At 70.5% G+C, this 21,265-nt stretch carries 23 protein-coding genes; 6 read left to right on the top strand and 17 right to left on the bottom strand.

Annotated features, from left to right (window positions below; all coding sequences use genetic code 11):
• Positions 1–5 precede the first annotated feature (5 nt).
• Both VKT83_07575 and VKT83_07570 read left to right on the top strand, forming a co-directional pair.
• On the top strand, positions 6–638 hold the full coding sequence (locus tag VKT83_07575) for a DNA-3-methyladenine glycosylase 2 family protein (GenBank protein ID HLY22313.1): 633 nt from the start codon (positions 6–8) through the stop codon (positions 636–638).
• A gap of 4 nt (positions 639–642) precedes the next feature.
• Positions 643–1,044, top strand: a complete 402-nt coding sequence (locus VKT83_07570; protein ID HLY22312.1) for a translational machinery protein — start codon at positions 643–645, stop codon at positions 1,042–1,044.
• Positions 1,045–1,109: 65 nt separating this feature from the next.
• On the opposite strand, the gene VKT83_07565 is transcribed toward VKT83_07570, so the two are convergent.
• The 17 genes from VKT83_07565 to VKT83_07485 all read right to left on the bottom strand — a co-directional run bounded on the left by VKT83_07565 (position 1,110) and on the right by VKT83_07485 (position 18,415).
• Positions 1,110–2,291 carry a CaiB/BaiF CoA-transferase family protein gene (locus tag VKT83_07565; GenBank protein ID HLY22311.1) on the bottom strand — a complete coding sequence of 394 codons (1,182 nt, stop codon included), beginning with the start codon at positions 2,289–2,291 and terminating at the stop codon, positions 1,110–1,112.
• Between the two features lie 71 nt (positions 2,292–2,362).
• On the bottom strand, positions 2,363–2,866 hold the full coding sequence (locus VKT83_07560) for a MaoC family dehydratase (GenBank protein HLY22310.1): 504 nt from the start codon (positions 2,864–2,866) through the stop codon (positions 2,363–2,365).
• 34 nt (positions 2,867–2,900) lie between these two features.
• Positions 2,901–4,067: an acyl-CoA dehydrogenase family protein gene (locus tag VKT83_07555; protein ID HLY22309.1), complete on the bottom strand. Its 1,167-nt coding sequence runs from the start codon at positions 4,065–4,067 to the stop codon at positions 2,901–2,903.
• Between the two features lie 82 nt (positions 4,068–4,149).
• The gene (locus VKT83_07550; GenBank protein ID HLY22308.1) at positions 4,150–4,680 is read right to left on the bottom strand and encodes a chromate transporter; all 531 of its coding nucleotides are present in this window, start codon (positions 4,678–4,680) and stop codon (positions 4,150–4,152) included.
• Positions 4,677–5,261: a chromate transporter gene (locus VKT83_07545; protein ID HLY22307.1), complete on the bottom strand. Its 585-nt coding sequence runs from the start codon at positions 5,259–5,261 to the stop codon at positions 4,677–4,679. The genes VKT83_07550 and VKT83_07545 overlap by 4 nt, the downstream gene beginning before the upstream one ends.
• Positions 5,262–5,311: 50 nt before the next feature.
• Positions 5,312–5,974, bottom strand: coding sequence for a DsbA family oxidoreductase (locus VKT83_07540; GenBank protein ID HLY22306.1), 663 nt, complete (start codon positions 5,972–5,974; stop codon positions 5,312–5,314).
• 2 nt (positions 5,975–5,976) lie between these two features.
• Complete coding sequence (locus VKT83_07535) at positions 5,977–6,795, bottom strand: dienelactone hydrolase family protein (protein HLY22305.1); 819 nt, start codon at positions 6,793–6,795, stop codon at positions 5,977–5,979.
• Positions 6,796–6,867: 72 nt separating this feature from the next.
• Entirely contained in the window at positions 6,868–8,379 is a 1,512-nt protein-coding gene (argH, locus tag VKT83_07530) for an argininosuccinate lyase (protein ID HLY22304.1), read from the bottom strand.
• 3 nt (positions 8,380–8,382) lie between these two features.
• Complete coding sequence (locus VKT83_07525; protein HLY22303.1) at positions 8,383–9,771, bottom strand: MmgE/PrpD family protein; 1,389 nt, start codon at positions 9,769–9,771, stop codon at positions 8,383–8,385.
• Positions 9,772–9,792: 21 nt separating this feature from the next.
• A complete protein-coding gene (locus VKT83_07520) occupies positions 9,793–10,767 on the bottom strand; it encodes an ABC transporter permease (GenBank protein ID HLY22302.1) in 975 nt (324 codons plus the stop codon).
• A gap of 13 nt (positions 10,768–10,780) precedes the next feature.
• Complete coding sequence (locus VKT83_07515) at positions 10,781–11,731, bottom strand: ABC transporter permease (GenBank protein HLY22301.1); 951 nt, start codon at positions 11,729–11,731, stop codon at positions 10,781–10,783.
• Between the two features lie 70 nt (positions 11,732–11,801).
• On the bottom strand, positions 11,802–13,376 hold the full coding sequence (locus VKT83_07510) for an ABC transporter substrate-binding protein (protein ID HLY22300.1): 1,575 nt from the start codon (positions 13,374–13,376) through the stop codon (positions 11,802–11,804).
• A 23-nt stretch (positions 13,377–13,399) separates the two neighbouring features.
• A complete protein-coding gene (gene tcuB, locus VKT83_07505) occupies positions 13,400–14,530 on the bottom strand; it encodes a tricarballylate utilization 4Fe-4S protein TcuB (GenBank protein ID HLY22299.1) in 1,131 nt (376 codons plus the stop codon).
• On the bottom strand, positions 14,517–15,974 hold the full coding sequence (gene tcuA, locus VKT83_07500; protein ID HLY22298.1) for an FAD-dependent tricarballylate dehydrogenase TcuA: 1,458 nt from the start codon (positions 15,972–15,974) through the stop codon (positions 14,517–14,519). The genes tcuB and tcuA overlap by 14 nt, the downstream gene beginning before the upstream one ends.
• Positions 15,975–16,042: 68 nt before the next feature.
• A complete protein-coding gene (locus VKT83_07495; GenBank protein ID HLY22297.1) occupies positions 16,043–17,095 on the bottom strand; it encodes a HAMP domain-containing sensor histidine kinase in 1,053 nt (350 codons plus the stop codon).
• Between the two features lie 131 nt (positions 17,096–17,226).
• Complete coding sequence (locus VKT83_07490) at positions 17,227–17,907, bottom strand: response regulator transcription factor (GenBank protein HLY22296.1); 681 nt, start codon at positions 17,905–17,907, stop codon at positions 17,227–17,229.
• A 55-nt stretch (positions 17,908–17,962) separates the two neighbouring features.
• A complete protein-coding gene (locus VKT83_07485; protein HLY22295.1) occupies positions 17,963–18,415 on the bottom strand; it encodes a hypothetical protein in 453 nt (150 codons plus the stop codon).
• Between the two features lie 433 nt (positions 18,416–18,848).
• Here VKT83_07485 and VKT83_07480 point away from each other — a divergent pair, with 433 nt between their 5' ends.
• The 4 genes from VKT83_07480 to VKT83_07465 all read left to right on the top strand — a co-directional run bounded on the left by VKT83_07480 (position 18,849) and on the right by VKT83_07465 (position 21,263).
• A complete protein-coding gene (locus VKT83_07480; protein ID HLY22294.1) occupies positions 18,849–19,634 on the top strand; it encodes a hypothetical protein in 786 nt (261 codons plus the stop codon).
• Between the two features lie 103 nt (positions 19,635–19,737).
• A complete protein-coding gene (locus VKT83_07475; GenBank protein ID HLY22293.1) occupies positions 19,738–19,947 on the top strand; it encodes a cold-shock protein in 210 nt (69 codons plus the stop codon).
• Positions 19,948–20,074: 127 nt separating this feature from the next.
• Positions 20,075–20,254: a hypothetical protein gene (locus VKT83_07470; GenBank protein ID HLY22292.1), complete on the top strand. Its 180-nt coding sequence runs from the start codon at positions 20,075–20,077 to the stop codon at positions 20,252–20,254.
• 19 nt (positions 20,255–20,273) lie between these two features.
• Entirely contained in the window at positions 20,274–21,263 is a 990-nt protein-coding gene (locus VKT83_07465; GenBank protein ID HLY22291.1) for a zinc-dependent alcohol dehydrogenase family protein, read from the top strand.
• The last annotated feature ends 2 nt before the right edge of the window (positions 21,264–21,265 follow it).

Raw genomic sequence — 21,265 nt, 5'->3', positions numbered from 1 at the left:
CCCGTATGAGCAGCGAGACATCTCGAAGCGCGTTTTCGGCCGCGGCCGCGGCGGTGGCCCGCCGTGACAGGGTCATGGCCAAATTGATGAAACGGGCCGGCCCGTTTCGCCTGCCCAGGCCGAGGATCGACCACTTCGGGGCGCTCGCCGAAAGCATTCTGTACCAGCAGCTCGCCGGCGCCGCCGCCCGCGCGATTCACCGCCGATTTGTGGCGCTGTTCGACGGCGACTTGTCGCCGTCGGCCGTCCTGGCGCTGGCCCCTGGGAAGCTTCGCGCCGCCGGGCTCTCCGGCAGCAAGGTGCTCTCCATCCGAGATCTCGCCGCGAAGGTCGCCGACGGCTCCGTCCCGCTGCGCCGTATCGGCCGGCTCCCCGACGAAGAGATCGTCACGCGCCTGTCGGTCGTCCGCGGCATCGGGCCGTGGACCTCCGAGATGTTCCTCATCTTCCAATTGCGGCGGCTCGACGTCTGGCCGGTCGACGACTACGGAATCCGGAAAGGCTACTCGCTCGCCTACGGCCTCCCGGACCTGCTGACGCCGAAGCAGCTCCAGGCCAAGGGCGAACGGTTCCGGCCGTACCGGACGGTCGCAGCCTGGTGCTGCTGGCAGGCCGTTCGCGACCAACGGAAAGGGTGACGCCATGCGCAGCCACGTCGTCGTCTGGATCGATCACACGGAAGCCCGCGTGTTTCACGTGCAGCCGGAGACGCCCGGCCATCCGCAGCCCGAGCCGGTCGACGAGGCGACGATCCTCTCGCCGCGCCATCTCATCCACCGGCATCCCAAGGGACAGGGCGAAGCCAGAGAGCACCCCGAGGACGCCACGCGGTTCTTTCACGAGGTCGCGCGCGCCGTCGAAAGCGCCGATGCGCTTCTGGTCGTCGGTCCGGCCTCGGCGAAGACCGAATTCGTGAAGTACCTGGACGCGCACGATAAGCCGCTGCGGGCGAAGGTCGCCGGCGTCGAGACCGTCGATCATCCGAGCGATCGAGAGATGGTCGCCTATGCGAGAAAGTACTTCAAGGCCAGCGATCGGATGTAAGGCGCCGGACCTGAGACCAATCCCCCGGCCGGCGCGGCGCCGAACTGCGCGACGAGCAGGGATCGCTAGCCGACCGCGCCGGTTTCCCTGAGCGCGGCGATCTCCGCGGGCGAGTAGCCGAGCTCGCCGAGCACCTCGTCCGTGTGCTGGCCGACCGCCGGCGGGGCGACCTGCGCCGCGGCGCGTTGGCCGTCGATCGCCAGGGGCAGATCCACCATCGCAAAGTTTGGGATCTCGGGATGGGCCACCGGCACGAGCAGACCGAGTGCCGCCACCTGGGGATCGGCGGCAACGTCGGCGAGCGTGCGGACGCGGCTGCACGGCACGCCGTGGGCGAGCAGCCGTTCCTCCCAGCGCGCGGCGCCCTCGGTGCGAAAGCGCGCCTCCAAAATCTCGTGCAGCTCGTCGCGGTGCGCGACGCGGTCCGCGTTCGTGCGGAACCGCGGATCGGCCGGCAGATCCGGCAACTCGAGGACCTCGCACAGCTGCACCCAGATCCGGTTGTTGCCGGCCGCGAGCTGGAGATACCCATCGCGGGTGGCGAAGCCCTCGTACGGGGCGATCATCGTCGCGGTAGTCCCGACCGGCTGCGGCACCCGGCCGGTCGCGAGATACCCGAGCAAATGGTAGCCGATCCACGTCACCCCGGTGTCGAGCAGGCTCGTTTCCACGTGCGCGCCGCGGCCGGTGCGCTCCCGGGCCAGCAGCGCACAGACAACGCCGAGCGCCGCCCACATCCCGGTGCCGTTGTCGACGATCGACGGGCCCGTCCTGAGCGGCCTGCCGCCCGGCTCCCCCGTAAGGCTCATGATGCCCGAGTAGGCCTGCAGCACCGGATCGTAGCCCGGCCGGTCCTTGTGCGGTCCCACGGTGCCGAACCCCGTGATGGTGCAGTAGACGATGCGCGGGTTCTCCGCACTGACGCGGGCGTAGTCGAGCCCGCGGCGCGCGAGGCTGCCGCGCCGGAAGCTCTCCAGCAGCACGTCGCTCCGGCGGGCCATCTTCACGATCACGTCGCGCCCCTCGTCGCGGTCCAGGTCGACGGCGACGCTCTTCTTATTGCGGTTGAAGGCGAGAAACGTGGTGCTGATGCCGTTCCAGGCCGGCGGCCGCCACTCGCGCGTGTCGTCGCCGCCGCCGGGCCGCTCGACCTTGATGACCTCGGCGCCGAGATCGCCGAGGATCATCGCACAGTACGGGCCCGCGATGTTGCGGGTCAGATCCAGGACGCGGATCCCCCGCAGCACACCCCCCGCAGGAGGCCGCGAGGCGGCCGGAGGTCCTGCGTCAGACGGGGGGGCCGCCTCCCGCGGGCCGGTCATTTCGCCGTCTTCGGCCGCGGCCGGTCGCGCCGCGGGGACTGCCCGCGCTTGTAGATCAGGATCGTGCGCTCGAACTCGATCACGACGGTGCCGTCCTGCTTGTAGCCGCGCGTCCGGAATCGCAGGATGCCGACGTTCGGCCGCGACCGCGACTCGCGCTTCTCGAGCACCTCGGTCTCCGCGTAGAGCGTATCGCCGACGAACACCGGCGCCGGGAGGGTCACCTTGTCCCAGCCGAGGTTCGCGAACGCGTTCTCGCTGATGTCGATCACCGACTGCCCGGTCACGAGCGCGAGCGTGAACGCGCTGTTGACGAGGGGCTTGCCGAACTCCGTCTTCGACGCGTAAGCGTAGTCGAAATGGACGGGGTTCGTGTTCATCGTCAGGTTGGTGAACCAGACGTTGTCGGTGTCCGTGATCGTGCGCCCGTACGGGTGCTCGTACACGCTGCCGACCTCGAAATCTTCGAAGAAGCGGCCCTCCGCGGTCGTGCGGGTCATCGGATCCCCCGATCGTGTGTCATCGGCGGCCGCGCTAGTACGACTTCGGCAGCCCGAGCACGTGCTGCCCGAGATAGGCGAGGACGAGGTTGTTCGCGATCGGCGCGACGGTGTAGAGGCGCGTCTCCCGAAACTTCCGCTCCACGTCGTAGTCCGCCGCGAACCCGAACCCGCCGTGGGTGTCGAGGCAGGCGTTGGCAGCCTCCCACGCCGCGTCGGCCGCGAGCAGCTTGGCCGTGTTGGCCTCCGCCCCGCACCGCTGTCCGTGGTCGAACAGCCACGCCGCCTGAAACCGCACGAGGCTCGCCGCCTCGAGGTGCGCGTACGCGAGCGCCAGCGGAAACTGCACGCCCTGGTTGGCGCCGATCGGCCGGCCGAACACGACGCGCTCCTTGGCGTAGCGCGACGCACGCTCGACGAACCACCGGCCGTCGCCGACCGACTCCGAGGCGATGAGAATGCGCTCCGCGTTCCAGCCGTCGATGATGTAGCGGAAGCCGAGCCCCTCCTCGCCGATCAGGTTCTCGGCCGGCACCTCGAGATCGTTGATGAACAGCTCGGTCGAATGGTGGTTGATCATCAGCTGGATCGGCTTGATCTGAATCGTGCCGCGCTCGACGGCCTCCTTGAGATCGACCATAAACACGGAGAGGCCGCGCGTCTTGTCGGTGAGCTGGTCGTACGGCGTCGTCCGCGCGAGCAGCAGCATCAGATCGGAGTGCTCGGTCCGCGAGATGAACACTTTCTGGCCGTTGACCGCGTAGCGGTCGCCGCGGCGGACCGCGGTCGTCTGGATGCGCGTCGTCTCCGAGCCGGCGGCCGGCTCCGTCACGCCGAACGCCTGCAGGCGCAGCTCGCCGGAGGCGATGCGCGGCAGCCAGCGCTTTTTCTGCGCCTCGCTGCCGTGCCGCAGCAGCGTGCCCATGATGTACATCTGCGCGTGGCAGGCGCCGGAGTTGCCGCCGGACCGGTTGACCTCCTCGAGGATCAGCGCCGCCTCGGTGATGCCGAGGCCGGTCCCGCCGTACTCCTCGGGGATCAGCGCGGCCAGCCAGCCGCCCTGGGAGAGCGCCTTGACGAACGCGTCGGGATAGCCGCCGGTGCGGTCGAGCTCGCGCCAGTACGCGTCGGGATACTGCCGGCAGAGCGCGCGGACGCCGTCGACGATCTGCCGCTGGTCGTCGCTCAGTTCGAAGTGCATGGGACCTCCGTCAACGTTCGCTACCAGCCTCTACGAAGAGAATCGGGCGTAGTCCTGTCGGCGCGGGCGCCCGCGCCGCCGATCAGAACACGCCGGCGAGCCCGAGGAGGCCCGCGACCACGAACGCCCACAGCGGGTTGACGTTGGTCGTGTAGGCCAGCAGCGCGGTACCCGCCGTCACCGCGAACGCCGCGGCGCTGTGGTCCGCGGCGCGTATCAGAATGAGCGCGCTCGCGGTGATGAGGCCGACCATCACCGGGGTGAGCGCGGCCTGAATCGCCGCCCGCCACCGGCTGCCGCGGATCCGGCCCCAGACGCGCGCCACGAGGTAGGCCAGCGCCGCCGGCGGCAGGCAGATCGCCATCGTCGACACGACGGCGCCCGCCGCGCCGGCCGCCTGGAAGCCGATCAGCGTCGCGATGAACGAGTTGGGACCCGGCTCCGCCTGGCTGAGCGCATAGAGGTCCGCGAACTGCCGGTCGGTGATCCAGCGCGCGGCTTCCACCGCCTCACGATGAATCTCCGGCAGCACCGTGTTGATGCCGCCGAATCCGAGCAGCGAGACTCCGGCGAAGACGCGGGCCAGCGTGACGAGCGTGCCGGCCGCGGTCACGCCGTGCGCCGCCAGACGAGCGCGATGCTCAGCGGCGCCAGCGCGAGCAGCGTCCAGGCGACGGGCCAGCGCAGCAGGCCGACCGCGACGAACGCCGCGGCCATGACCGGCGCCGACGTCCAGGAGCGCTGCCTGAGGACCGGCCGCGCGACGTGACCGGCCAGCCCAAGCGCGAGCCCCGCCGCGGACGCGGCGACGCCGGAGAAGACGCCGTGCACGGGCGCGAGCGCCCCGAACCGTGCGTAGAGCGCCGCCATCGCCGTGACGATCAGCATCGGCACCAGGAGCAGACCGGCGAGGGCCGCCACGGCGCCCGGGAACCCGCGGTACCCCTCCCCGAGCACGGTCGCGAGGTTCACGATATTGGGCCCGGGGAGAAACTGGCAGAGGCCCAGGAGGTCCGCGAACTCTTCCGGACGCAGCCAGCGCCGCCGGCGCACGAGCATCCGGTGCGCCCAGAACATCGCGCCGCCGAAAGCCGTGCAGCCGACCAGCAGAAACGCCCAGAAGATCTCGGCGAGCCCGGGGGCGTCTTGGCTCGCGCCGTAGGCCCAGGCGCCGCCGGCACCGCCCGGTGTCATTACATGGTTGCCGTCCGCCTGCCGGCCGGCAGCGTGATCGTCCAGCGCGCCTATGTCTCCGCGTTCGCGGCGGTGCCCAGCGCGTCCCGGATCGCGGCCGCGATCACCGCGGGATCCTGCGCGCCGGAGATCTGGCGCGCCCCGTCGATGATGAAGTGCGGCACCCCCTGGATGCCGGATCGTATGGCGCGGTCCTCTTCTCTCCGCACGTCGGCTTCGCCGTCGCGGCCGGCGAGGAGCGCCGCCGCGCTCTCGCGTGGAATGCCCGAGGCCGCGGCGAGGTCCGCGAGCACGCCGTGATCGCCGGCGTCGCGGCCGTCCAGAAAGTACGCGTGGAACAGCGCCTCCGCGAGCGCGTCCTGCCGGCCCAGCGAATCGGCGAGCCAGAGCAGCCGGTGCGCGTCGAAAGTGTTGGGCGTCCGCTGGATCTTGTCGAACGCGAACGGGATCCCGACGCTTTCGCCGACCGCCAAAAGGCGCGCGTCCAACCGCTGCGATCGTTCGAGACTGCCGAACTTGGCGCGGCGGTAGGCCGCGCGGTCGACGCCTTCGCGGGGCAGATCGGGGTTGAGCTCGTAGGGCTTCCAGGTCACGTGGACATCCGCGGCCCCGCCGGGCGCACCGCCGCGCACGATCGCGAGGGCCTGCTCGAGGCGGCGCTTGCCGACGAAGCACCAGGGACAGACGACGTCCGAGACGACTTCGATTCGCACGATCAGGCCGCCAGGTGCCGGGCGAAGAACGCCAGCGTCCGGGCCCACGCGTCACGCGAGGGGCCGATCCGGAACGAACGCCGCTCGTCGTTGAAGAACGCGTGCGGCGCGCCCGGGTAGACGTGGTGCTCGAACGGCTTGCCGGCCGCCTTCATCGCCTCGGCAAACGCCGGCACCCCCTCCGTGATCCGCGGGTCGTCGCCGCCGTAGAAGCCCATGACGGGACAGCGGATGTTCGGAATCTGATCGGCCGGCGGCGCGGCCCCATAGTAGATGGCGGCGGCCGCGAGGGCCGGCTCCGCGCACGCGAGGCGCCCGGACAAGGCCCCGCCCATGCAGTAGCCGGTCGAGCCGACGCGCGCGCCTGTGGCCCGCGGATGCGCCTGCACGTGCCGGACCGCCGCGCGGAGGTCGCCGACGTAGCGGTCCCAGGGGCGGTTCGGATTGAAGAGCAGGCCCATCGTCTCCTGAAGCGCGGTGCGCCGCGGCTCGGCCTGCTTCGCGGCGGCGGCGTCGCGCTCGGCGGGATTCTGCCAGACGGCCGGCGGCACCGTCTCGAAGAACGCCTTCACCGCCGCGATCCGCTCCTGCGACAGCGCGGGCGGGAGGCTGCCGTGGGAATATAATTCCGGCGCACACGCAAGGTAGCCCGAGGTCGCAAACCGGCGGACCAGATCCTGAATGTGCCCGTCGACGCCCCAGATCTCCATGATAACGACGACGGCCGGTAGCGGCTCGTCGCCGTGGTCGGGCCATGCCTGGTAGGCGCGCACCCCGGCGCCCGCGGAATCATAGGTCACCCACTCGTCGCGCAGCTTCACAAGGACCACCTCATACCGGCCGACCCGCGGCCGGCCACCATGTAATGAAAGCAGGGTTGATCGAGAACTAGTTTACGCCGACGCCAGCACCGCGTCGACCGCGGCCTCGAGCTTGGCGCGCGACTCCTCGAGATGCCGCCGGGCCGCGGCGACCTCGCCGTCGTCGCGCGCGAGCCGCGCGCGGTACTCGTCGATCTGCCGCCGGGCTTCCTCCGGCGCCGGACCGCCGTAGAGGGTCCGGCTCCTGACGAAGTGCTCGGGATCCAGCGCGCGGCGGAGGCTCTCCTTGCTCAGGTGCACCGGCTCGCCCATGTATTCGACCGCGGCCTCGTCGAGCAGCGCCGGCGTCACGTCGCCCGGCCCAAAGCCGCGCTCGTATCCGTAGCGGACGAGGATGCCGACGATCTGATGCGCGGTCCGCCAGGACATATTCTTGTCGCGTACGAGCGCCCCGGCGATGTCCGTCGCCTGCGCCCAAAATTCCCCGGCGCGGCGGCGCATCAGCTTCGTATTCCACCGCACCTCCGGCATCAGCTGCCGCCACCACCTGAGGTCCCGCACCGTGTCGTCGAACAGCCGCCACAGCAGCTCGCCGGCATACTGCCGCTCGAGCGCCGGCACGCCGGTGGGGCCCTTGTCCACGTGGAATCCGACGACGAGCGCGCCGAGGCTCATCGAGGCCATGCCCTTGACGTACTGCGGCCCGTACGGGTTCTTCTTCTGCATCATGATGCTGCTCGTGCCGCAGAACCGGTCCGGGATGTCGACCGTCCCGAACTCCGACGTGCTCCACAGCACGATGTCGTCGGCCCAGCGGCCGACGCTGTTGTTCAGCACGGCGAGGAAGCAGAACGCCTCGAGCGAGACGTCGCCGGTCTGGATCGCGTCGAACGTGTTGCGGATCGGCTGATCGAAGCCGAGCAGCTCGGACGTGCGGTGCCGGTTCAACGGGAAGTCCGACCCGGCCATGATCGCCGCGCCGGCGGGGCTCTGGTTCGTCCGCCGGTAGAGCGCGAGGCCGCGCTCGAAGTCCCGCTCGAGCACCGCCGCCGACGCGATCAGATAGTGGGCCAGCGTGATCGGCTGGGCGTGCTGCCCAAACGTGTACCCCGGCATGATCGTCTCGACGTGCTCGGCCGCCATCGTGAGGAACATTTCGCGCACCCGGTTGATCTCGCCGAGGACCTCGAGCACGCGGTCGCGCTGCGGAATGCGGCGGGAGATCGCGCCGAGATCGCCGGAGCTGCGTCCGAGGTGGATGCGGCCGCCAACCTCCTCGCCGAGCCGGCGGATCAGCATCTGCTCGCCGGAGTGATTGCCCCCGCCGACGCGCAGCCGGACCTGCTCGGTGCCCTCCTGCTCGGACTCACGGAGGACGGAGAGCATCGCCGCGGCATCGGCCTTCGGAATCAGGCTCTCCTCGGCGAGCATCACGAGGTGCGCCTTGTCGAACGCGTGCACCGAGTACAGGGTCTTGAGGACCCGGTCGCTGCGGTGCTCCTCGACGTCGGGAAGGACGTCCTCATCGAGGCGAATGCCCGCGTTTCGAAAGCCGCGATACTCCGACGACCGCTGCTTGCGCATCTCCTACCCCCTTGAACGGGTGTGCGCCGGCGTGGCGGCGTCCAGCAGGGAGCCGAGCGACGGCTCCGCCTCGAGCCCGCCGACGATCTCGCGCACGCGCGCCGCGCCGCGCGCGCCCAGCACCGCCGACGCGAGGCCCATGAACTTCGCCTCGACGTCCGCGGCGCTCAGCGGATTGCGCGCGTGGCCGCGTGGGAACTCCTGCGACCCGGTGAAGCGCCGTCCGTCCGCCGTCTCGACCTCCACGACCTTCGGCGTCTCTTCGGTGAACGCCGGATCCTCGACGAGCTCCACGCGGGACGCGAGCGTGCGCACCGCCGGATCGCGCAGCAGCGGCTCGCCGTACTCGTCGCGGCCGGCGCGTCCGGTACGCAGCGCCACGGCGAAGCTGTAGGGCAAGCTCATCTGCGCGTCGAGCGTCGTCTCGACGTCGTGCTTGCCGAGCTGCCGCACCGCGTACGCCGTGCCCCGCACGGTGACCCTGGCCACCTGGTCGGCGGATACGTTGTGGCACGCCAGGAGGTCTTGAAAGGCCCCGAGCGGCGCGTGAATCGCGGCGCAGCAGGCAAACGGCTTGATGCCGGAGCGCATGATGAGATACCGGCGGCCGAGGTCCGCGGTGACCGCCGCGGGGTCGGACGGTCCGGCGTCGTACGTGGACAGGAACCCGCCCCACGGCGCCTCGAGGATCTCGGACGGCCCGGTGAACCCCTGCTCCGCGAGGTACGCCGCGAGCACGCCGTTTTCGGCGGCTTTGCCCGGATGCAGGCGCTTCGTCATCGCGCCGTCGCGGATGAAGGCCCACAGCCCGCCGGTGAACGAGCCCGCGATGCCGATGGCGTGGGCCGTCCCGGCGGCGCCGAGGTCCAGCGCCTTGGCCGCGGCCGCCGCGGCGCCGAAGCTCCCCACCGTGCCGGTGGAGTGCCAGCCCCGCGCGTTGTGGGGTTTGTACGCTCCCGCGGCGTCCATCACGCGCGCGGCGACGTCGTAGCCGGCGACGACGGCCGCGAGCAGGGCCTTGCCGGAGATCCGCCGGTGCTCGCCGGCCGCGATCGCGGCCGGCACGACGACCGCGCCGGAGTGGCCGCAGCCCCCGTAATCGTCCAGCTCCCGCGCGTGGGCGCGGGTGCCGTTCGCGAGCGCCGCGCCCGGCACGCTGCTGCGCATCGTGGTGCCCCAGACGGCGCAGAGGTCCCCCGGCGCGCAGATCGCCAGCGCCGCGAGCGCGCGGTCGCCTTCGTCGGTGCCCACCCCGCCGAGCGCCGCGCCCACCGTGTCGAGCACCGCCGACTTGGCCCGTGCAACCACCTCGGCCGGAAGATCCTCGTAGCGCAGACCGGCGACGAACGCCGCGAGATGGCCGCTCAGCGTCACGCGCTCACGGACCTGCATGTTCGATCGCCTCCTTGACGGTCATCGCTGCTCCGAGCGCGGATTCAACGCATCGTTCAGCCCGTCGCCGACCAGGTTGACGCTCAACACGGCCAGCAGGATCGCGAGGCCGGGGAAGGTCGACAACCACCAGGCCTCGCCCAGGAACGCCTGCGCCGTGTTGATCATCGTGCCCCAGCTGACGTGATTGGGGTCGCCCAGCCCGAAGAAGCTGAGCCCCGCCTCGAGCAGAATCGCCTGCGCGACGTCGAGGGATCCCGCGACGACCGCGGGGGCGATCGCGTTCGGCAGGATCTCGCGGACGATGATCAGGAGCGGGGACGCCCCCACCGCGCGGGCGGCCTCGACGAACTCATACGTGCGCAGCCGGAGAAACTCCCCCCGCACGAGGCGCGCCACCGCCGGCCAGCCGAGGATGGCGATGACGAAGATAATTTTGGCGAGGCCCGGCCCCGACAGCGCGATGATGATAAGCGCGAGAAAGAAGCGCGGTACGATCTGAAAGAACTCCGTCGTCCGCATCAGCACCGCGTCGGCTCTGCCGCCGAAGAACCCCGCGACGGCGCCCATCGCGACGCCGATCAGCGTCGACGACGCGGCCGCGAGCACACCGACAGCGAGCGAGATGCGGGCGCCGTGCAGGATCTCGCTCAGCACGTCCCGTCCGAGGTTGTCGGTGCCGAGCCAGAACCGCGGTCCGGGGGACACGAACGGCGGCCCCGCGAGCGCCTGCGGGTCGTGCGGGGCGATCCACGGCGCGAGCACGGCCGCGGCCGCCAGAAGCGCGAGCGCCGCGGCGCCTGCGACCGCGCCCCGGTGCCGCGCGAACCGCCTCCAGCGCCGGACGGTGCCGGACGCCGAGGTCCCCGGCCGGGCCGGCGTCAATTTCATGGTGGCGGGCCGCTGGTCGCCCGGCGCGCCGCGCGCCGGCCCGGCGCCCGCCAGCGCGGAGGACATCCCGCCGTCGCCGGCGCCGCCGTCTGGAATGGAGGTCATCGCGCGGTCCCCGTCACGTATAGCGGATCCGGGGATCGAGATAGCCGTACACGATGTCGGTCAGCAAGTTCGCGGCGACCGCGACGGCGGCCGCGAGCGAGAAGATGCCGAGCAGCACCGGATAGTCGCGCGTGGAGAGCGACGTAAAGAGCAAGAGGCCGACGCCCGGCCACGCGAACACGGTCTCGACGAGCGCGGAGCCCGTCAGCAGGAACCCGAGATCGAATCCCATGATCGTGACCACGGGCAGCACGGCGTTACGGACCGCGTGCCGCGCCACGACCCGCGAGGCGGACAACCCCTTCGCCCGGGCCGTGGTCACGTAGTCGCGGTGCAGCACGTCGATCAGGCTCGTGCGCATCAGCCGCGCGTTGACGGCGAGATACCTGGGGCAGAGCGCGACCGCGGGCAGGATCAGGTGCCGGCCGACGTCGGCGAGGTGCGCGCCGCCCGTGAGCTGCCGCCGCACGGCCTGCATGCCCTCCGCCGGCAGCCAGCCGAGCCACAGCGCGAACGCCAGCACGAGCAGCTGGCCGAGCCAGAACACCGGGATCGAGTACCCGGCGAGGGCCGAGGTCATGACGAGATGGTCGAGCGCGGAATTGCGGCGCAGCGCGGCCGCGATCCCGATCAGCGGACCGAGGACCGCCGCCGCCGCCCACGCGGTCAGCACCAACAGCGCGGTGGCCGGGGCGCGCTCGAGAATCACGCGGAGGACCGGCCGGCGCTGCGCAAACGAATAGCCGAAATCGCCGGTGCCCGCGTGCTGGAGATACTTCAGGAGCTGCACGCCGAGCGGACGATCGAGGCCGAACTGGTGGCGCACGGCCTGCACGTAGGCCGCCGGCGCCGGAAAGTCGCCGACCAGCGCCTGGACGGGATCGCCGGGCGCGAGATGGATGAGCAGAAAATTGACGACGATGACCCCGAGGAGGAGCGGGACCGTTTGGACGGCCCGGTGCAGGATGTAGCGGCTCAGCGCAGGCGCCCGCGGCGGGCCCGGAGGCGTAGCCTCCGGGCCCCGCCGCCGCGACTCACTTGCTCAACCAGACCCGGCCGTAGTAGTACGAAGCCGAACCGTCGCCCCACAAGCCGTGCACGGTACTGCGCGCGACGTCCACCTCGGCGAGCTGGACCAGCGGAAGGCTGGGGATCTCGGGCGCGAGCAGCTCCTGGACCTTCCGGTACGGCGCGACGCGCTGCGACTCCACCGCCTGCCCGGCGCCCTGCGTAAACAGCGCGTCGACGTCCTTGTTGCAGTAGCCCGACGCGTTCACGAACGGCGCCCGGCGCACGTCCGAGCAGATGTAGAGACGCTGCACGCCGACCGCGGGATCGCCGCCGGTCGCGTAGTTCTGGAGCGTGGCGTCGAAATCCCAATTCCTGAACACCCGCTCGATCATCACGTTGCGCTCGATCGCCTCCAGCTGCACGTCGATGCCGATCTGCCGCAGTTGTTCGCGGATCACCTGGCCCATGTCGAGAAACCCCGAGTGGCCGGGATCGAACGTCACCCGCATCTGAAATCTGACCCCGCCGCCCTTGCGCGGATACCCGGCTTCGTCCAGGAGCGCCTCCGCCGCTTTCGGGTTGTACGCGTACATCTTCTGGAAGTCGACCTGCGGATCGTAGGCCCAGCCGATGCGCGTGTCGATCGCGCTGCGGCTCACTCCGCCCAGGCCGCGGTACACCCGGTCGATCAGCGCCTGCCGGTCGACCGCGCGCGCGATCGCCTGCCGGACGCGGCGATCCGAAAAGGGCGCCTTGCGGACGTTGAAGATGATCAGGTCGTCCTCCGGAAAGCCGGGATCGAGCTTCGCGACGATGTCCCGGCGGTGGGCCACGAGATTGTAGTCCGCCCGGTTGAAGTAGTAGTCGTGGATGTAATCGATGTCGCCAGTCTGGATCGCGACCGTTCGCGCGTGCGGGTTCGGGATCATCTTGAAAACAATCCGGTCCAGGTACGGAAGCCCGCGCTCGTAGTAGCTGTCGTTGCGCACGAGCGTGATGTGATCGCCGCGCACCCATTCCTGCAGCTTGAACGGCCCCGCCCCGGCCGGCTTCAGATTGTACGGGTTCGTGAGGACGTCCGTCCCTTCGTAGAGGCGGCGGGAGAGCACCGGCGCCGCCGCCACCAGGTGCAGAAACGGCCCGTACGGCTCCTTGAAGCGCACCACCACCGTATAGGGGTCCAGCGCGTCGACCGACGAGACGTACGCGAACGCTTTCGACGCCTGTGGATGGTACTTGCCGAGCACGTTCTCGAACGTGTACTTCACGTCGGCGGACGTCAGCGGCGTCCCGTCCTGGAACACGACACCGCGGCGGATCCGGAACGTGATCGTCTTGCCGTCCGCGGTCACGAGCCAGGACTCCGCCAGGGCCGGGTGGACGCTGCCGTCGGCGTTGAGCAGCAGCAGCTGGCCTTCGATCGGCGTGCCGACCTCGTCGTCGGTGGCCCCGGTCGTCAGCGCGGTGTTGAGCGTCGGCGGATCGGTGTCCACCGCGAAAACGGCGGTGCCGCCGCGGCTCGGCTGCTGGCCGACCGCCGGTCCCGAGATCGACCCCAAACAGACCACCGCGATCGCCGCCGTCGCGAACCAGCGCATGCGCATCCCCCCTGATGAATCCGTCAACCGCCCGCCCCGGCCGCCTGTTCCGCCTCCAGAAGCTCCTCGCCGGCGCGCCTGGCGAGCGCGAGATACCGGTACACGAAGTGGACAAACTTGCCGTACGGCGCCGTCACGAACAGCCCGACCAGCAGGCCGAGGTGGACGACGAGCACGGACGGCATGAGGAGCGTGTCGCGCAGGATGAGGAGCAGCATCCCCGTGATCGCGACGAGGTCGAGCAGCACGAGAAAGGCGTAGTCCATCGCGGTCATCGTCGAGGACGCCGGCTCGGCCTCGCTGCGCGTCTTCAATAGAACCAGTCCGGTCGTGCCGGCGATCAGCAAGACGCCGCCCACGACGCCGAAGACGACCGGCAGGCTCAGCAGCGGAAACGGCGGCATGCGGCCGAGGACGTCCTGCTCGATCGCGGCCAGCGTCGTCGAGACGAGCGCGGCGAGGAAGCCGCCGGCGACACAGTGGTGCAGGATCCGGCGCCGCGACGAACCCCGCTCGCGCGGATAGTAGCACCCGGCGCCGCCGCCTTTGAGAAACCGCAGCGTGATCGCATCGAGAGTGGCCCGCCACACCGCCGAGGCCGCTTTTGATTTCATGGTGGCCGGCCGGCCGCCGCGAATGTCGCGCGTGAATTCGAACGCGCCCAGGAGCGCGACCACGGCGCCGTAGAGCGCGATCGCAATCGCCGGTACGATGATGGCCAGCCAGGGTGCCACGGCGTAGAACGCGCCCGGCCCGCGGTGCGCCGCCGTGAGCACGCCCGGCCCGACGAACGCGGCGACCAAGAGCGCCACCGCGACGATCCCCCCGGCCGAGATCGCCGCCGTGCCCGCGACGCTGCGCCGGAAGAGGCCGGCGGCGCGCGGCCGGCTGTAGTGCTCGTAGGTCCGCACGCGGGCCTCGGCCAGCACCTTGGGGATATTCACCGCGAACTCGTGGGGCGGCGTGAACATGCACGCGGTGTAGCAATCGCGGCAGTCGTGGCAGAGGTTGGCGAGATAGGTCAGATCGCCCGACGCGACCTCGGCGCGGAGCTCGAGCGCGGGAAACACGGCGCAGAACCCCTCGCAGTAGCGGCAGGCGTTGCAGACGCCGAGCTGGCGCTGCGCCTCGCGCAGAAACTCAGGCTCGTACATGCACCACCCCGCCGCGCGCCCCGGCATCCCGGCCGAGCGCGTGCGATGCGGCCTCCCGGCCGGCGATCCGCCCCGACACGGTGCCGATGGTGAGGCCGAAGCCGCCGAGGTACCCGCGCAGCAGGATGTTACCCGACATGCACTCCCCGGCCGCGTAGACGTGCGGCATCGGCGCGCCGGACGCGGCCAGGACCCGGGTCTGCGCGTCGACCGCCACGCCGAGGTAGGTAAACGTGATTCCCGGCCGCACCGGAAAAGCGTAGAACGGCGGCGTGTCGAGCCGGCACGCCCAGTTGGTTTTCGGCGGGGTGACGCCGGAGGTCGCGGAGCCGTCGAGCGTGCTCATGTCGATCCGGCGGACCGCGGGCGCGGCGCGGTTGAACGCCTCCACGGTGGCGACGAACTGCTCGCGGTTCAGCTCGAGCCGTGAGGCGAGGGCCGCAATGGTCTCGGCCCGGTACGGCGGATACGCGGGCGGGATGAAGCGCCCCCACGACTTCGCGTCGAAGACCGAGTAGGCGGTCTGGCCGGGCTGCGCGGCGACGAGCCCGCCCCAGATCGCGTAGCGCTTCGGCCAGATCTCCTCGCCCTCGTCGTAGAACCGCAGGCCGTCTGTGTTCACGACGATGCCGAAGGGCAGCGAGTCGACCCGCGTAACGATGCCGCCGTCGAACTGCGGCGACCGCGCGTCGATGGCGAGGGCGTGGAACCCCTTCGGGTCGCCGACCGGCTGCGCGCCCCGCTCCAGCATCGCCGCGAGCATCGTGCCGTCGTTGTAGGGCGTACCGCGCACGAGAAACCGCCGGGCCGCGTCGCCCCAGTAGCGCGCGAGCCAGTCGATGTTGGCCTCGAAGCCCCCCGCGGCGACGACGAGGGCTCGGCACGGAATCGCGCGGGCGGCGCCGGCGATCCGCGCCTGGACCGCGCATCCGGCCGCGCCGCGGTCCTCGAAGCCGGTGACCGCGGCGTCGTAGCAGACCCGCACGCCGAGCCGCAGCGCCCGGTCGTAATACGTGTTGACGAGCGCCTTCCCGCCGCCGAGAAAGAACAGGTTCGTCCGCGACAGGTGCAGCGTTCCCCGCAGCGGCTGCTGCCAGCGCACCCCCTGCCGCGCCATCCACTCGGGGACGCGCCGCGACTCGTCGATCGTCCTCTCCGCGAGCGGTGTGTTGGCGTTGCCCCCGCCGACGCGCAGCAGGTCGTCGAGAAACTCCTCGCGCCGGTATGGGCCGGTGACGTACGCGGTGCGGTCGTCGTGGAGATAGCGGATGTTGCGGGTGTGGCGGCTGTTGCCGCCCCGCATATGCTCCGGCGCGCGCTCCAGCAGCAGAACCCGCGCGCCGTGCGAAGCCGCCTCGATCGCCGCGCAGAGCGCGGCGTTGCCCCCGCCGGCGATGACGACGTCGGCGTCAAACGGCGGCTGACCGTCGGGGCGCGGGCTCATGGGAGGAGTCTCTTCTCGGCCGCGCGAGCGGGGACCTCGGCGCGCCGCGCGGGCGCGCGGCCACCGGCTCAGACCGCGTCGTACCGCGGCAGCACGATCCGGATCGTGGTGCCCCGGCCCGGCTCACTCTCCGCCGCGATCTCGCCGCCGTGCGCTTCGACGAGGCTCTTGGCGATGGCGAGTCCGAGGCCGGTCCCCCGCGACTCCTTCGACTTGTAGAAGCGGTCGAAGACGTGCGGCAGAGCGTCCGCGGAGATACCGGTCCCGGTGTCCTCGACGGCGAGCCCGACGCCGCCCGCGCCGGCCGGATCGCAGCGGAGCCGCACCGTACCGCCCCGCGGCGTATACCGCAGCGCGTTGCCGATCAGGTTGCCGAGCACCTGGCGGACCCGCTCCCCGTCCGCCTCCACGATCGGCGGCGGGCCGGGCTCCGCGTCGAAGGTCAGCGCCACGCCGGCCGAGACGGCCTGATCGTTAAACGCGGCGATCGACTCACGGGCCAGCTCCGCGAGATCGACGGGCGCCTTCGTCAGGCTGAGGCCGGCGCTGTCGGCGGTGGCGAGCGTGCGAAGGTCTTCGATCAGCCTTGCGAGGGCCTTCGTCTCATCGAGACTCAACGCGAGATGCTCGTTGTCGCGCGGGTAGATGCCGTCGAGCATCCCCTCGAGCGTTCCCTGCAGCACCGAGAGCGGCGTGCGCAGCTCGTGCGAGATGTCCGTGAGCAGATTCCGGCGCTGTTCGTTCTCGTACTGCAGGCGCTCGGCCATTATATTGAAAGAACGCGCGAGCGTGCGCCCCTCCGGCGAGCCGCGCTCCGGGACGCGGGCCGACAAGTCGCCGTCCGCCACCCGCCCGAGCGCCGCCAGCACATCCTCGACCGGCCCCGCCATGCGGCGGAACCCGCCGGAGCCTCCGAAGACGGCCACGAGCAGCACCACGACCAGCACGACCAGCAGCGGATGCAGCGCGCCCCACGCCGGCGGTGCGACGGCGCCGGGGGGCGCGCCCGCCAGGTGCATCACGCCGCGCATTCCCCACTGGACGAGTGACGACAGAAGCGACGTGAACACGACGACCGCGGCGAAAAACAGCACGGCGCGCCGCAGGAATCGCCCCCGCATCCGGCGCCACGCCTCGGTCGCCGGGCGGCCGCGCGGCGGCCACGGCTCCCCTTCCGGCCACCACGGCGGAGGACCGCCGCCATGCCGGGCGCGCATCCAGGGCAGCGGGGGGCCGCAGCTGCGCCGAGGCATCACAGGTCCGCGAACTTGTAGCCGATGCCGGCCACCGTCAGAATGTAGCGCGGGTGGTGCGGATCGGGCTCGACCTTGCGGCGGATGTTCTTGATATGCGAGTCGATGGCGCGCTCGTACGATTCCACCGCGATGCCGCGCACGGCCTCGAGCATCTGGCCGCGCGTGAAGACCCGGCCGGGCTGCCGCGCGAGATACGCCAGCAGCTGGAACTCGGTCGGCGTGAGCGCCAGCGCGCGGCCGCCGAGCGCCGCCTCCATTTTCGCCACGTCGAGCATAAGGTCGCCCGCGCGGGTCGCCGCGGGGCCGCCGCGCGCGCCGTCCCACCGGCGCAGCACCGCGCGGACGCGCGCCACGAGCTCTTTGGGGCTGAACGGCTTCACAATGTAGTCGTCGGCGCCGAGCTCGAGGCCCACCAGGCGGTCGGCCTCGTCCGCGCGCGCGGTGAGCATGATGACCGGAACGTCGGATTCCCGGCGCAGCGCCCGTGTCACGTCGAGGCCGTCCTGGCCGGGCAGCGCAAGATCGAGCACGACGAGGTCGGGCTTTTCGCTGCGCACCGCCGGCAGCACGGAGGGACCGTCGCCCGCCGTGACCACGCGGAATCCCGCGCGCTCGAGGTAGTCCCGCGCGATCTTGACGATCTTCGGCTCATCGTCGACGACGAGGATCTTTCGCATCGCGTGTCAGGGAAGAGCGCGGGCGGGCGCCGCTTCGGCGCCCGCCCGCGCCTACTCACACCGTGCCGGCCTGGCCCTTCGCCTCGTGCTGGCGCCGGTGCCATTCTTCGAGCCACTGAGGCCCCCCTCCGCTCCCGCACGGCCCGTGGCCACCAGGTCCGTAGCCCCATGGTCCGCGGCCCCAATAGCCGCGCGGACCGCGGAACAGAGCGCGCACGATGAAGATGATCAGCACGATCCACAAGAGCGGCCAGAGGAACCCGAAGAACCCAAACCCGAACGGTCCGTGGAAACCGTACCCGTACGGTCCGTACGGTCCATACCCGTACGGGTGCATCGGGTACGGCGCCCCCGGCGCGGGGGCGGGTGCCTGTCCGCTCGGCGCGGAGCTCTGCGCGGAGCCCTGCGCCACGCCCTGCGCCAAACCGAGATTGTACGAATAGGCGGAGATTCCGGAAATGCCCGCCGCGATCGCCAGGACCAGCAGCACACCTACGACAATTCGCATCGTTCGACCCTCCCTGAGGTTCATCTACGATCTGAGGATGCGCCCGCGACGTGGAGCAGTCGTGGAGGCAGTATGGAGGGCGTGTGGAGACCGGAGCAGGCCATCCGCTTGACTCGGCACCCGTCCGGCCCGGCCGCGTGTTAAAATAGGGGGTACTCGAACATTCGGAGCGTGTTGTTTGAAGAAACCAAACTACAATGCCGCGAAGCGTGCACGTGAACTGAAACAAAAAGCGAAACGCGATGCGAAACTGGCAAAACGCCAGGCCCGCGGGGTGAATCCGGAGTCGCAGGCCGAACCCGGCGTCATGCCGGCGGACTCCGCGCCTGCCTACCCTGCACCCGCAACCTCCCCTGCACCAAGCGCCGAACCAGCCCGGCCTCTTACCGAGCACGACCACGACCCGCTGACCCACCCGGGAACGTAGGGCGCCGTGGATACCCGGAGGCGTCCAATCAACGCCGCGGTACTCGAGGCCCGGGAGCGCACCTCGCGCGTTCGCGCTGCCGCGCGGAAGGGCAAGACCGCGCAGCAGATCGCCCAGGTGCACGATTATCCCTTGAAGCTGGTCGAACAGATTCTCGCGCCCATCGCCGACGTGCGGCTGTCCGACCCGGCCGCGCTGCTCAACAACCGGCCGGTCGCCGCGGGGCTCCCGCCCGCCGACGTGCAGGTCTACTGGGTCGGGTTCCTGACGGCCTCGGGGCGGATCTGCGGACAGGGCGCGTCGTTCGCGCTGATCATCACGCTGGGCGAGCGGTCGCAAAACCACATGAACACGTTTGTCGAGGATCTCGCGACGCCCCAGGTGCGAAACGAGTACTGCGAGAGCAGCGTGCTCGGCTGGCAGCTGTACGTCCGCGATCAAAGCCTGTGCAAGGCGCTGCTGCGGTGGGGCGTGCCGTCCGATCTCGACGGCGACGATCCGACCGTGCTCGACGATCTCCCGAACGAGTTCATCGCGCCGTTCCTTCGGGGCTATCTGGACGGCGGCCGGGCGGCGACGTCCGACAACGGGGCGCCGCGATCCGGCGGACTCGCGCTCCACGGGACGGAAGCGGTCCTCGGGGCGATCAACACGATGGTCAGCCGCGGCTGGGGAATCAAGAGCGGCGTGGTCAAACCGAAGCCGCCCCGGGCCGAGCTCAAGTTCAACCGGCAGGACGCGCAGACGATCCTCACGCGCAGCCGCGCGTACACCACGCGGCGGCGGGGATAGCGCCCGACGTTCTTGCGCACCGGCGCAGAATCTGTCATACTAAGCTGGCATCAGCTGGACTGTATAAGTCGGTTGGTAGCACGATCTCGAAGGTAGGTGTAGGATGGCAACAGGTACGGTGAAGTGGTTCAACGGCGAGAAGGGGTATGGATTTATTACCCCCGAGGACGGCACGAAGGATCTGTTCGTGCACTTCAGCGCGATCCAGGGCGACGGCTACAGAACCCTCAACGAGGGCCAAAAGGTCGAGTACGAGGCCACGCAGGGGCAAAAGGGTCCCCAGGCGAGCAACGTCCGGGTCGTCAACGGCTAAGAGCCGAGGGCGTTTCCGAGACGCCGGCGCAATTACAGGAGAGCAGCCGGACAACCGGCTGCTCTCCCCACATTTGAACCAGCGCATGGAGCGTGGAGTCATGTCGAATCGCTGCAAAGCCTGCGGAATGCCGCTTCCGCCTGTCGCGATCCAGCATCACGACGAATTCTGCTCGACCGAGTGCGCGAGGCAGCACTACGGCGGCGGCCGCGCCGAGCGGACCGCGTCCGGACGGCTGCAGGCGGCCGGCCGCGGGCGGATCGTCTCGCTGAACGCTATGAAGGCCAGGCGCGCAGGAAACCGCTAACGAATTCCCGGCGCGTCACATGCGCGCCATGGTGCTCGACAGCCCGAAGACACCGCTCCGGCACGCGGACCTTCCCGTGCCGGAGCCGGCCGCCTCGCACGTGCTGCTCCGCGTTCACGCCTGCGCCGTCTGCCGGACCGACCTGCATGTGGCGGACGGCGAACTGACCGAGCCGAAACTCCCCCTGGTACTCGGGCACCAAATCGTCGGCACGGTGGAGCGTCTCGGCCCCGGGGTCGAGCGCTTCAAGCCCGGAGACCGGGTGGGCGTGCCGTGGCTGGGCTGGACCGACGGCCGGTGCGAGTACTGCCGGACCGGCCGCGAGAACCTCTGCGACAACGCGCGCTTCACCGGCTACCAGATCGACGGTGGATACGCCGAGTACACGGTGGCCGACGAGCGGTTCTGCTTTCCGATTCCGGCGGGCTATCCCAATCTCCAGGCGGCTCCGCTCCTGTGCGGCGGCCTGATCGGGTACCGCGCGCTGCAGATGGCCGGCGACGCCCGGCGACTCGGCCTCTATGGCTTCGGGTCGGCCGCGCACATGATCATTCAGGTGGCGCGGTGGCAGGATCGGCGGGTGTTCGCCTTCACGAGCCCGGGCGATGTGGCGACGCAGCAGTTCGCCCGCGACCTCGGCGCGGAGTGGGCCGGCGGGTCGCTCCAGGCACCGCCCGAACCCCTCGACGCGGCCATCATCTTCGCGCCCGTCGGCGCGCTCGTGCCGGCGGCGCTGCGCGCGCTGGCGAAGGGCGGTACGGTCGTCTGCGCCGGGATCCACATGAGCGACATCCCCGCATTCCCGTACGACATCCTGTGGGAAGAACGGGCCGTGCGTTCGGTCGCGAACCTGACCCGGCAGGACGCCGAGGAATTCTTACACCTCGCGCCGCGGGTACCGGTGCGCACGGAAGTGCACGCGTTTCCGCTCGAGCAGGCCAACGAGGCGCTGGACGCGCTGCGCCGCGGGCGCGTCAAGGGCACCGCGGTCTTGACCGTCGGCTGCTAAAG

It is taken from the genome of bacterium (assembly GCA_035308905.1).
GTDB lineage: Bacteria > Sysuimicrobiota > Sysuimicrobiia > Sysuimicrobiales > Segetimicrobiaceae > DASSJF01.
Note: the sequence above shows the minus strand (reverse complement) of the source record. Positions and strands in the feature narration are given on the sequence as shown.